The sequence below is a fragment of the Deltaproteobacteria bacterium genome, assembly GCA_016218975.1.
Classification (GTDB): Bacteria; Desulfobacterota; Deferrimicrobia; order Deferrimicrobiales; family Deferrimicrobiaceae; genus JAENIX01.
Genome location: JACRCO010000015.1, coordinates 16,674 through 29,395 on the forward strand (window position 1 = coordinate 16,674; position 12,722 = coordinate 29,395).

General features: G+C 61.5%; 12 protein-coding genes. All 12 read right to left on the reverse strand.

The window, feature by feature from the left end; translation table 11 throughout:
- Positions 1–4 precede the first annotated feature (4 nt).
- Positions 5–1,165 (reverse strand): tetratricopeptide repeat protein, encoded by a 1,161-nt coding sequence (locus HY896_02285; protein MBI5575174.1) that lies wholly within the window; start codon positions 1,163–1,165, stop codon positions 5–7.
- Positions 1,166–1,410: 245 nt separating this feature from the next.
- Entirely contained in the window at positions 1,411–1,701 is a 291-nt protein-coding gene (locus HY896_02290; GenBank protein MBI5575175.1) for a hypothetical protein, read from the reverse strand.
- Positions 1,702–1,819: 118 nt separating this feature from the next.
- The gene (locus HY896_02295; GenBank protein ID MBI5575176.1) at positions 1,820–2,158 is read right to left on the reverse strand and encodes a hypothetical protein; all 339 of its coding nucleotides are present in this window, start codon (positions 2,156–2,158) and stop codon (positions 1,820–1,822) included.
- A gap of 232 nt (positions 2,159–2,390) precedes the next feature.
- Entirely contained in the window at positions 2,391–2,648 is a 258-nt protein-coding gene (locus HY896_02300; GenBank protein MBI5575177.1) for a hypothetical protein, read from the reverse strand.
- 307 nt (positions 2,649–2,955) lie between these two features.
- A complete protein-coding gene (locus HY896_02305) occupies positions 2,956–3,468 on the reverse strand; it encodes a hypothetical protein (protein ID MBI5575178.1) in 513 nt (170 codons plus the stop codon).
- A gap of 60 nt (positions 3,469–3,528) precedes the next feature.
- Positions 3,529–6,840: an efflux RND transporter permease subunit gene (locus HY896_02310; GenBank protein ID MBI5575179.1), complete on the reverse strand. Its 3,312-nt coding sequence runs from the start codon at positions 6,838–6,840 to the stop codon at positions 3,529–3,531.
- The gene (locus HY896_02315; GenBank protein ID MBI5575180.1) at positions 6,837–8,447 is read right to left on the reverse strand and encodes an efflux RND transporter periplasmic adaptor subunit; all 1,611 of its coding nucleotides are present in this window, start codon (positions 8,445–8,447) and stop codon (positions 6,837–6,839) included. Before HY896_02315 ends, HY896_02310 begins: the two co-directional genes overlap by 4 nt.
- Before the next feature lie 43 nt (positions 8,448–8,490).
- Positions 8,491–9,783 (reverse strand): TolC family protein, encoded by a 1,293-nt coding sequence (locus HY896_02320; GenBank protein ID MBI5575181.1) that lies wholly within the window; start codon positions 9,781–9,783, stop codon positions 8,491–8,493.
- Between the two features lie 312 nt (positions 9,784–10,095).
- The gene (locus tag HY896_02325; protein ID MBI5575182.1) at positions 10,096–10,338 is read right to left on the reverse strand and encodes a hypothetical protein; all 243 of its coding nucleotides are present in this window, start codon (positions 10,336–10,338) and stop codon (positions 10,096–10,098) included.
- Positions 10,339–10,353: 15 nt separating this feature from the next.
- A complete protein-coding gene (locus HY896_02330) occupies positions 10,354–11,058 on the reverse strand; it encodes an ABC transporter ATP-binding protein (protein ID MBI5575183.1) in 705 nt (234 codons plus the stop codon).
- Positions 11,059–11,068: 10 nt separating this feature from the next.
- The gene (locus HY896_02335; GenBank protein MBI5575184.1) at positions 11,069–12,229 is read right to left on the reverse strand and encodes an ABC transporter permease; all 1,161 of its coding nucleotides are present in this window, start codon (positions 12,227–12,229) and stop codon (positions 11,069–11,071) included.
- A 19-nt stretch (positions 12,230–12,248) separates the two neighbouring features.
- On the reverse strand, positions 12,249–12,722 hold a 474-nt coding region (locus HY896_02340), incomplete at its 5' end, for a DUF2318 domain-containing protein (protein MBI5575185.1).

Below are 12,722 nucleotides of genomic sequence, written 5' to 3' on the forward strand. Positions count from 1 at the left end.
CGGCTCAGGGGCCGGAGGAAATTTCTGCGCGCGGTTTGCGGTACCTGTTCAAGACGTCCATCATTGAGGGCTCGAACCGGCAACCCTGCTCGATGGCGCGGTCGCAGTGTTCGGCCGCCTGCTTGTAATCGCCACGGGCGAAGTATGCCTTCGCAAGTCCGGACCGGACCGAGGCGTTCTTCGGATTGAGGTCGAGTGCCTTCCTGAATTCCACGATCCCGTCCTCCAGCTTTCCGCAGCCGCACAGGGCGGAGCCCAGGTTTCCGCGCGCGGGGGCCATGTCGGGATCCAGTGCGAGGGCCCGGCGGTATTGCGCGACGGCATCCTCCATCTTCCCCATTTTCTGGAAGGAGACGCCCGCGTTGAAATAGGCATCCGGCAATGTCGGGAAAAAGTTGGCCGCTTCGCGGTAAATCCGAAGCGCTTCCTCGTCGCGCCCCTTACGTGAATAAGCCGCGCCGAGGCTCTTCAGATACACCCCTATCATTTCCCTTCGCCCCAGGGTGCGAAGATAAGGGCTTCCATCCTTCAGGCGATACTTCTTCGAGTACCATGCGTTCTTGCGCTCCCCGCCCCCTTCTCCCGTCTCGATGTTTATCCGATTCCCGCTCCCCTCGTACCGGACGAAGCAATGCCCGGGCACGTAAACACCGCCCAACGGGATTTTCAGTTTCTCTGCGAGAGCAAGATAGACGGAGGTAAGGCCGAGGCAATTCCCATGCTTGCGGGCGAGCACACGATCGAGCAGGTAATTCTCCGGGTTTCCGGCATTCGGGTCGTATACGAATCCGTCCTCGTAGAACAGCACGCGGTTCAACGCGGAAACCGTTCGGGCCGGGTCCTTCAGGTCGCCTGCATGCACGATAACGCGACGCGCGATCCTGTCGAGTTCCTTTTCCACCAGGCCGCCGTCAGCATCGCGGCATTCAAGCTCCCTGCTTGCACGCGCGGAAACGAGGAACAGGGTTCCCGATAGCGAAATTTCGCTTTCAGGAAGAAGGGCCATTTTTTTCAGCGTATCGCCGGCAAGGCGGGTGTCGGCAAATGCATCGTCGGGGCAGGGAACGGAAGCGGCGAAGACAGGACACGCGACCGCTCCGAAAAGCAATACGCACAGGAAAATAAACAGGTTGGTCCGAAGGTTGACGCGCAATGCCGAAAGCACCTTTCCATCATTTGACCCGGCTTCCGCCGGAGTCACTATAATAGGCTAAACCAGCGCTGACGGTATCGCAACCCTAAAAAGAATATTTCCTGGCAGCGACATCTATTAAACAGGGACGTTCCTGAAGATTTCCCGCGGATCTTCGAGTGATGGATGGAAAACGGCGCGAGGCCTTTCAGGTCCCCGCGCCGCCGCTTTCCTGCTTGCGGATGCAAGCATCGAATTTTAACCTTGTTCGGTCTTGCTTACGGCTCCGAGTCGATTCCTACGCGGAAGGGAAGCCCGCCCGCCTCGTAAATGGGGAACTCGTCCGTCACGCCGGTCTGCGCCTCGGAGAGATCCTCTCCGGGGGGAAGACTGCCTGTCTCTACGGCTCCTTCGAACTGGAACGAACCGGTCGGACCGTAGACCTCTTCACCCTGGTACGTCTCCCATGCGGGCGCCTCTTCCGTCATCATATCCGCAAGCGCGATTCCCGCGGACGCTGCAAGGAAAATCCCCGCAAACAATATCGAAAAAACGAAACTCTTCTTCATGTGCTCACCTCCATCGTCCTGATACGTTGGCCGCGGTTGTCACCGCCTTTACAATAAGATGAAGGGGCGAGGCCGAGGATGCGCCACGCCCCCAACATCTTCCCGGCGCCGCAAGTCTTTACGGACCGTCGTCTATTCCGTGCCGGAACGAAGTTCCTCCAAACTCGCTCTCGGCGGGATTATCCGAACCGAACTGCCCTTCCTCGGGCAGCGTGCCCGTTTCGATGGCCCCTTCCACGGGCCTTTCATGCGTCCCCGCTATCCCTTCCGCGGGTTCCGTTTCCGGGCTCATCGAGGTTTCCGATTCAGTGCCCTGCGGGGATCCGGTATCCGAGCTCATCGACTCCCCCGGTTGCGACGATTCGGAATGGCCGCCCCACCCTGCCTGGGAGGTCCCCGCAGCAGTGACGAGGAATATTCCCAGGACCGCCAATGTCATGGTAATTCTGCTCACCATCCACTACCTCCGTTTTTCCCGGTTTGCCGTTTCCGCATTGCGGCAACGGCTTCATAAGGAGGTATGATGAACTCCGCTCCGCATGGGTTCGCTTCGAAAAAAATTAACCGGCGGAAGAAAATACAGTTTCCCGCATAAGAATTCGAGGGCAAGTTTCCTTGGCGTGTGATCGCGATGCGGGAGAGGCAGCAGCCTCTCCCGCGTCACCGGCAGCTTGTTCGACGTCAGTAAATCAGACCCCGTCAATGCCGATCCTGTAGACGACCCCGCCGAAAGCGGCCTTGTCGAAGTCATCGGTCGTTCCCGTCTGCGCAGTTGACAGGTCTTCACCGTTCGGCAGGTTCCCCGATTCCACCGGGCTTTCGTACTGCCAGGACCCCGGCGCGCTGAATGAATAGGTGTCCTGCTTCTCCGCGGAAAACGCCTGCACGCCCGTTGCAAGAATGACAGCCGCCGCCATTACCGCCGCTAACCCGATCAGCCTCTTCATTTTACAAACCTCCTTTTTGTTCGTTGTGTGCGAGTCGTTCGTCATGCCCGATAGAAGTTCACATGTCGTGCCAACCGGCGAAAACCAATAATTTCTTATATTGCGGTCACTTAGGGAAATCATGGGCGGATCGTCCACCGGGTTATCGAGACTATTCTCGTTAACCCGTGAGACTATTCTTCAACGCGTGCCCGGCGGAAATATTTTCGAAGGATCGATTCGGCTATCGTAAACGGTGGAAGAGAAACGGGCCGCGCGCGAATGCGGCGGCCCGTTCGTTATATCTTTGTCCCCCGAAGAAAAGTCGTTACTTCAAGGTATGTGAGAACGTGGCTCCGCCCTTCTCCTTGCCTGATTCGATCGCCACCTTGAACGTGTACTTTCCCGGCTTCGGCAGGTCGACGTCCACTCCGAAATGCCCGGCCATCGCGGCTATGTCCGTCTTCGTCGTTTTCTTGTCCGGACCCGTAACCGTCACTGTTCCTTTCCCTTCCGTAACCGCTTTCTTCGTCTTGAGATCTGTAAGGAAGATCTCAAAGTGGTGGCTCTTCATCTGCCCTTCCATCTTCATGCCGGAAGCCTTCGCCTTCTCCATCGACGCTTTCATGTCGATCAGGCGCGCCTCCCCCTGCCATGGGCCGACCTTTCCGCCGAAGATCTTGTCGCCCATCTTCATCATTTCGCCGTGGCCCTGCATACCCGGCATCGACTCGTGCCCTTTCATGCCGGGCATCGATTCGTGCCCCTTCATGTCCGCCGCCGCGATCCCATGGAACGCGAGCAACGCAAACGCCAGCGCAAGCGCCGTTAAACTTTTCATTCCCATATCCCCTCTCCTTTCGATTCGTATTTCCCCGCTCTCCGCGCTCCCAACACGTTTTCAAGTCGCCCCGGGCGCGGATCCCAGTTTGAGTTCGCGTTTCTTCCATAACTTATATATTGCCGGATAGACCAGCAACTCCATGATGAACGATGTGATCAATCCTCCGATCATCGGTGCGGCGATCCGCTTCATGACGTCGGCGCCGGCCGAGGTGGACCACATGATCGGCAGCAGCCCCATGAACGCCGCGGCCACCGTCATCATCTTGGGGCGAATCCGCTTCACGGCGCCGTGGATGATGGCCTCGTCCAGCTCCCCGAGGTTCCGCAATAGCCCTCTCTTTTTCGCGTCGTCATAGGAAAGATCCAGGAACAGCATCATGAACACGCCGGTCTCGGCATCGAGCCCCATGAGCGCGATCATCCCGACCCAGGCGGCTATGGAGACGTTATAGCCGAGGATATAGAAAAGCCAGATTGCGCCGATGGCCGAGAACGGCACGGCGAGCATGACGACCGACGACTTGAACGCGCTTCGCGTGTTCATGTAGAGCAGGATGAAGATCAGCGCCAGCGTCACCGGAATCACGAGCTTCAGCCGCTCGCGGACGCGGATCATGTTCTCGTACTGGCCGCTCCACTGGAGCACGTAGCCCGGCTTCAGAGGGACCTTCGATTCGACTACCTTCTTCGCCTCCTCTACGTAACCGCCCACGTCCCGGTCGGCGATATCGACGTAGACGTAGCCTGCCAGAAAGCCGTTCTCGTCGCGGATCATCGCCGGTCCCTGCAGCATCTTGACGTCGGCGAGCTGAGCGATCGGCACCTGTGCTCCCATCCCTGTGGGAACGAGCACCCGCCCGAGCCGGTCGAGATCTTCCCGAAGTTCCCTCGGGTAGCGAAGATTCACGGCGTAGCGCTCCCGGCCCTCGATCGTCGTGGTGATGTTCTCGCCGCCGACGGCGCTCATGATCACGTCCTGCAGCTTCTCGATCGTGAGACCATATCGGGCGAGCTGATCCCGCTTCGGCTCGATGTCGATGAAGTAGCCGCCGGTCACCCGCTCGGCGAAAACGGAGCGGGTACCCCTGATATCCTTCATGACATGCTCCAGGTGCTCCCCGATCCGCTGGATCTCTGCGAGGTCGCTGCCGTAAACCTTGATGCCTATGGGCGTCCGGACGCCGGTCGTAAGCATGTCGATGCGCGCCTTGATCGGCATCGTCCAGGCATTGGTGACGCCGGGAAAGCGGACGACCCCGTCCATCTTCGTCACGAGCTCGTCCCACGAGATGCGGTCGGGCCAGATGGGGCGGAACACCGGCTTCAGGAAATCGGGCGCCCACGAAGAGTACCAGCGCTCCTTCGGGCTCCACTTCGAGGGGTCTTTCAGCACCACCGTGGTTTCCATCATCGAGAACGGCGCCGGGTCGGTGGACGTGTCGGCGCGCCCCGCCTTGCCGAAGACGCGCTCGACTTCGGGGAAACTTTTCAGCAGCTTGTCCATCCGGATCATCAGGTCCTGCGCCTGCGCGACTGAAAGCCCCGGCAACGTCGTCGGCATGTAGAGCATGGTTCCTTCGTTGAGCGGCGGCATGAACTCGCTGCCGAGCTTGAAGTAGACGGGAACGCTCACCGCCATCGCCACCAATGCGGCGGCGATGGCCGTTTTCGGACGGCGCAGCACGAAGCGGCACGCCGGCTCGTAGATGCGGAACAACCTGCGGCTGATCGGGTGCCTCTCTTCGGAATAATATCTGCCGACGAAAGCGTGCGTGGCCAGTTTCGCAAGGAACTTCGGCTTGAAGACGTACGGGTCGATCCGGGCGAACATCATCCGCTGCGCCGGGTTGAGCGTAATCGCGAGTAACGCGGCCAGCCCCATCGCCAGGTTCTTCGAATACGCCAGCGGCTTGAACAGCCGCCCTTCCTGGTCGACCAGCGTGAAGACGGGTAGGAACGCGACGGCGATGACGAGCAGCGAGAAGAAGACGGAAGGGCCGACCTCCTTCAGCGCCTCGAGACGCACCGAGTGGAAGTCGCCTTTCCGCCCCCCGGCGTCCCAGTGGTAGATCTTGTTGTAGGCGTTTTCGACCTCGACGATCGACCCGTCGACGAGCACGCCGATCGAGATGGCGATGCCGGCGATGCTCATGATGTTGATCGTCACCCCCATGTAGTAGAGGGGAATGAACGACAACAGCACCGAGACGGGAATCGTGACGATCGGCACCAGCGCCGAAGGGGCGTGCCACAGGAAAAGGAGGATCACCAGCGCGACGATGACGATCTCGACGATGAGCTCGTGCTTGAGCGTTTCGATCGCCCGGTGTATCAGGTCGGAGCGGTCGTAGGTCGTAACGAACTCGACCCCTTTCGGCATCGACGGCTTCAGTTCCTTAATCCTCTCCTTGACCCGTTCGATGACGTTCAGCGCGTTCTCACCGTGGCGCATCACCACGATGCCGCCCACATGGTCGCCCAAACCGTCGAGGTCTGAGACGCCGCGCCGGATCTCGGGGCCGAATGCCACACGGCCGATATCTTTCAAGAGGACGGGAGCGCCCCCCGCGCCCGTCTTCACAACCACGTTTTCCAGGTCGGACAGCTTCTTCGTATATCCGCGCCCCCGCACCATGTATTCGGCGCCCGCGAACTCGATGAGGCGTCCGCCCACCTCGTTGTTGGACATCCGGATCGCTTCGGTGACCATGGTGAGCGGGATGCCGTAGGACGCCAGCTTGTTCGGATCTACCGTCACCTGGTACTGTTTCTGGAACCCTCCTATTGAGGCCACCTCGGCGACGCCGGGGACGCCCTGGATGGCGTAGCGTAGCGTCCAGTCCTGGTACGAGCGGAGCTGGTCGAGCGATTGTGTGCCGGAGCGGTCGACCAGCGCGTACTGGAAGACCCAGCCCACTCCCGTGGCGTCGGGGCCGAGCTCGGTCTGGACCCCCTTGGGCAAGCGCTGCTGGATCTTGGAAAGGTATTCGAGCACCCGGGAGCGCGCCCAGTAGATGTCGGTGCCGTCCTGGAAGATCACGTACACGTACGAGAAGCCGAAGTCGGAGAAACCGCGGATCGCCTTGACGTTCGGGGCGCCCAGCAGCGCCGCCACGATCGGGTACGTCACCTGGTCCTCTATGATGTCGGGCGACCGGTCCCACTTCGAGTAGACGATCACTTGCGTGTCGGAAAGGTCCGGCAGCGCGTCAAGGCGGATCACCTGGAAGGTATAGACTGCCATGACGCACAACGCCGCTACCGCGAACAGCGTCATGTAGCGGTTGACCGCGCAGAATTCGATGATGCGCTGGATGAAGGTGTCTTTCACGGGCTCGCCGGGCGATCCCGCGCCGTGAGGGTTCATTGACCGCCTCCGTGACCGGTGTGACCCCCCTGCGGTTGCGGTGGCGATTGCGGCTGCGAGGGCGCGGACGCGCCGCCGGTCATCTTCGTGAGCGCTGCCCGCAACTTCGACTCGGAGTCGAGCAGGAAGTTGGCGCCCACCGCTACTTTCTCGCCCGCCTTCACGCCGGAAAGGATCTGGGCCTTGCCGTTGCCCCGGACGCCCACCTTCACCTCGCGCGGCTCGAAGCTGCCGCCGCCCGCGTCCACGAACGCGATCACGCGGACCCCGGTTTCGATCAGCGCCGAATCGGGGATGACCACGCCGGTCATGCTATGCAAGTCGAGCGAGACGTTGGCGTACATCTGCGGCTTCAGCCGAAGACCGGGATTCGGGAAGTCGAAACGCACCCTGAGCGTGCGGGTCTCGGGCGAGAACGTGGGATAGATGAAGGCGACCCGCCCTTTGAGCTTTGCCCCCGGCTCGGCCACCGTTTCGAGGGAGGCCGTTTGCCCCATGCGCACGGACTGGGCCTCGTATTCGTAGAGATCCGCCTCGATCCAGACGCGGGAGAGGTCGGTCACGGTGAGCAGGTCCATACCCGGCATGACGCGCGTCCCCTCGAAGATCTCCTTGCCCGTCACGTAACCAGACGCCGGCGCGTTCAGCGTGACGGTGCGCCGGGGGTTCTTCGTCCTCTCGAGCTCGGTGATGAAGCTTTGCGGCACGTCGAAGAGCTCGAGCCTGCGCCGGGAAGATTCGACGAGCTGTTCCGACATCTCCCTTTCCTCGACATAAGGGTTGTTCCTCAAACGGTCCCGCATGCCGATTGCGACGAGGTACTCGCGCTGGCTTGCGACCAGTTCCGGCGAGTAGATGTCGAGCAGCGGCTGGCCCTTCGTCACCAGTTGGCCGGTAAAGTTTGTGTAGAGCTTTTCGATCCAGCCCTCGATCTTCGTCTGGACGCGCCGGACGCGCCGTTCATCGGGGACGACGATCCCGACGGCCCGCACCGGATGGCTGATCGTCTCGCGCACCGCGGGCACGCTCTGGATCCCGGCCAACTGCACTCTTTCCATACCCACCTGAACGGTGGCGTACCCCTCGGGCAGATTGACGCCTGCTCCGCTCCCCTTGACCTCGTCCTCGTACACCGGGATGTAATCCATTCCCATCTCGTCCTTGGCCGGCACGGGCGAGGTGACCCCCGGATTCATCGGATGTCTGTAAAAAAGAAGCTTCCGTTCGCCCTTCGCAGCGCCGCCCGCCTGGGCGGCGGTCGCAGGCGTCGCCGCCGCACCGGCTTCTTCTATCTTCGTAAGGGTCATGCCGCAGATGGGGCATGCCCCCGGCTTGTCGGAAATGATGAAGGGATGCATGCCGCAGGTGTATTTCGCCTTGCCCGCGGCGGTCTTCGCCGCATTGTCCGCCGGGTGCGGGTGGAGCAAGTTGTGGAATGCGGGCACGGTGAAAAAGGCCAGGATCCCCGCGGCGAGCAGGAACGCCGCCGCGCCGGCGACGATGAGCAGACGCGATTTTTTCACGGTTTTTTCCAAACCCTCGGGCGGTCCTCCGGCCGTTCCCGCACCTGCATCCTTGGGGGTCTCCTCCCGCTTCTCCTCGCTCATCTTCTTCTCCGTGGACTCACGTTTATTTTTCCGCCCCGTATCGTCAATTCAATTCCCTGCCGACCGCCGCTTCCAGCCTGGCCTTTTCCATGTACTGGTCGCCGAGCATCTCGTGGTAGCCCTTACGGTACGAAAGGACCGCCATGATCGAATCCAGAAGCATCGGGAAGTCGATTTTCCCGACCCTGTACGCCTCCAGGTTGACCTCGAAAGCCGTCTCGGCGTGGGGAATGAGGGTCGTGCGGTAGAGCGTTGCGATGTTTCCCGTGTTCTCCATGGTGGAGAGCGACCTGCGGATCGCGTTCGTCGTTTCGAGATCGAGGTTCTCCAGCTCCCTTCTTGCCATTTCCCTCTCGGCGGTCATCTCCCGGACCGCAGGCTCCAGCTTCGACTTCCTCCAGATGGGCAGGTTGACGAGCAGCATCGAGGAGAACATGTCCTGCCGGCTTGTGCCGTCGGGCATCGCGTCCCTCTGCATGTAGGATGCGGAAACCTCGAAGTCCGGATAAAACTCCAGCTTCGCCATCTCGACCGATGCTTCCGCCTTCCGGATGCGCGATTCCATGGACTTTCTCGCAGGCCGGTCTTCCTTGTAGGACTTAACGAGATCTTCGGCGCGGAACGGATGGACGAACTCCTGCTGGTGTTCGAGTTCGGGAACGGGATCGTCCGGCGGCAGCGCGGCAAGGGTATTGAGCCGGAACGAAAGCACCTTCTCCCTGTTCTCGAGTTTGAGCAACATGTCCCGCATCTTCTCGAACTCCAGCTGGCCGCGGTGCACGTCCGCCTGCGTCACCTTGCCGACGGCGTACATCTCCTGGGAGATCGCCACGATGTCTTTCAGGATCTCGCGGCTGCGCCGGGTGTCTTCCGTCTGTTTGCGGACATGGGTGAGCTCCGCGTAGGCCATCTTGATCTCGGACCGAAGCATGTTGCGCATCTCCTGGAGGTCGTGCCCGGTCTGTTCCTTCTCCCGCGTTGCGATATCGGTTCTGGTCTTGAGCTTTCCGGGGAACGGGAACATCTGGGACAGGCCGATCTCCTTGCCCGTCATGTCTTCCTCACGGAAAGACCACGACCTGACCGGGACGTTGGTCAGGCCGATCCACGCTTTCGGATCGTCGAGCGCTCCGGCGCGGATCGCCGCGTTCTCCTTCATGCGGATCCGTTCCTGCATCGCCGAGATGGACGGGTTTTTAGACAGGGCAGCATCTACGTAAAAGGATGCGGGGCGGGGAGCCTCCTGCGCGCCTGCGTTCGTTCCGGCGGCAAGGGCGCAAAGGAAGAAAAGGGAAATCCACCACGGCTTCCCGTGTACGGACCGTTTTTCTCTCATTTTTTCACTCCGTTCCCCGAATCCATCCTTTTCTGTATATCGGCGCGGGGCTTCCCGTTTATTAGCAAAATTCGCTTTTTGTGCTAAATTTTGCAACCGGAAGCCCATCATTTGATGCTGCGGGAGGCTTTTTTGTAACGGGAGCGATGACTATCGTTTCGCCTTGCCCTTCTCCGAAAAGTTCCCGCGCTTCCGCCAGAAGGGAAAGGACATTCTGGCGCATCTCCCGTTCCGTGCGCCTGCGGTCGATCATGCCGCCGACAGCTTCTTTCTTCCGCGTCGAGCGATTCATCCTGTACACGGTGTAACGCCTCATTTCCCTTCCTCCGGGGGCAGCGGGCAGCAGTTCCCACCCGATCCGCAGCCTCCTTTCGAAACAGCCGCTGCCGGGCGCAGACTGTACGAGGACCACGATCCGCCGAACAGCAGCGTGGCCATGACGGACAGTACGATCGCTACCAGGATCGAGAGCGCGAAGCCGCGCCAGGTGGGGCCGGGCTCGCGACCCCGCGGTTCCCCACTTGCCTGAATCGTCATTTCCCGTTCACTCTCCATTCCCGTCTCCTTTCCCTACATCCGGCTACGCCTGTCCGGCAGCCGTTCGTCCCCGGCGACCTCCCCATCCCTGAGCCGCACGCAGCGGCTCGCCCTCGACAGGTTGGAGCGGTTGTGCGTTACGAGGAGGACCGTCTTTCCCTGCCGGTTGAGGTCGGTGAAAAGGTCGAGGATCTGGTCCCCCGTAGCGGAGTCGAGGTTTCCGGTCGGCTCGTCGGCGAGCAGGACCGGCGGATCATGCACAAGGGCGCGCGCGATCGCCACCCTTTGGCATTCGCCGCCGGAAAGCTGCGATGGCAGCCGCCCCTCCTTCCCCTCCAGTCCCACGGAGGCAAGGAGCGCATCGGCCCGCAACGCCTTCTCCCTCGCGCTCGACGGCAGGGGAGACATCGGCACCATGACGTTTTCCCGGGAGGTGAGGTACGGCAGCAGGTGGTACGCCTGGAAGACGAATCCGATCGTCTCCCTCCGGAAATCCGCCAGCTCGTCCGCGGAAAGGGAAGAGAGGTCCGTTCCTTTCATCGAAACCTTTCCATCGGTCGGCACCTGGAGACCTCCGAGTATGGTGAGCAGCGTGCTTTTTCCCGCTCCGGACTCTCCGGTAATCACCACGTACTCCCCCGCGGACACGGCGAGAGTCACGCTTTTAAGGGCGGCGGCGCGCGTGCCGTTGCCGCCGAAAATCATCGAAACGTTTTCGAGAACGATGAGTCTCGTCATGGTTGCTCCTCTACAGGCTTCTTATCGCTTCGGTCGGGGAGAGCGCGGCCGCCTTGCGGGCCGGGGGGACCGTCCCCAGTAGCCCCAGCCCCATCCCGATCGCCATTCCCAGGAAAGCCGGGGACAGGGCTACACCTTCGAGCCCGCCCCTTTCGACACCGAACAAAGGCAGGGCCAGCGTTCCGGCAGCCAGCCCGACGATCGCGCCCCCGGCGGAGGCCATCAGGGATATCCAGCCCGTCTCCCAGAAGAGGAGAGAGAGAATCGCCTTGCGCCGGAATCCCACGGCGCGCAGGACTCCGATCTCCCGGGTGCGCTCCTGGACGTTACCCATAACGGTGACGACGACCATGAGGCCCGCGATCGCAAGAACGATTGCGGACACCCCCGTCCCGAGCCTGCGGAACTGGTCCACCGCTTCCTTGCGGCTCTCGACGACCTGCCTTATGGCGGACACCTTGGCGCCGGGGAGAGCGGCGCCTATCTGGTCCACGATGTCCTCGACGGGGCAGTCCTTGCACTGGGCCGCCACCTCGAAGAAAGTCACCCCGTTCGGGCTGCCGGCCAGCGCCTGCACGTCCCGGATATCGCCGATGACCATCGCATCTTCCTTCTCTCCCGTCGGCGCGAGTACCCCGGCGATGCGGAAGGTCTTCTTTCCCGAGGTCACTGTCCCGCCGGGGCCCTTGTCCAGGGCGGCCGCAGCTTCGGAGCCGAGAAGCACCTCTCCCCTTTCGCGGACCGGCGCGCCTGCGATCTTCCACCATGGCCTTGCGTCCGCGATATCCGGCGCGGAGACCCCCATCCATACGAGGTCCTTCCCCGACGCCTCCGCCGACGCCAGGAAAAACGGAGCCACTACGCGAAGCCGTTCGTGAAGAGCGATCGACCGGATCGCCTTTCCGTCGTCCGCCTTCAGTCTTGCGTGCGCCACCTGCGCCCCGCCAAGCGAGATGTCGCCGAACCCGAGCGACAACTGCTCCGTTCTTGGGGTAACAAGGATGTTCGCGCCGAATTTATCGAGCTTGTCCCGGACCGCCCCTTCCATGCGGACCGTCAAGGATGAAAGGGCCACGAAGGTGCCGATGCCGAGGAAGATCCCCAGCCCGGTGAACAGCGCCCGCGCCTTGCGGCGCGCCAGGTTTTTCCATGCCAGTTTCCTGATGTTCATCGCCCGTTTCCCTTCCGCCTCACGACCGCTTCCGGACGAAATAGTCCTTGCCGGCCTCGATGTCGCCCTTGCCGATCACGAGATACTGCCCTTCCAGCTTGCGCGCGAGAGGCGCAGGATTGCACCCTCCCTTGACCTCGCCGATCTTTGCGGACGGGAATGCCAGCCCGCAGTTGTTGCACACCATGTGGTTCGCCTCCTGCCGGTACCCCCTGTTCGTCCTGAAACAGACGTCGCACGCGTCAAAAGCTGCGCGGTACAGGCCGTCGGAACTTTTCAGCGCGAAATAGTGAACCTGCCGGCCTCCCGATTCCTGCACAAGAAAGAGGGCTTTGCCCGATTCGAGCGTCGCGAGGGGGATTTTCACCGCGTCCGCGGTTTCGACCACTCCCGCCGCCTTCGCGGTTTCGGCGGGACCTTTCTTCATCAGACCGTCGAACAGTCCCGCTTGAGCGATAATCGCCATGCCCGCGACAAGTACGATTCCCGCCGC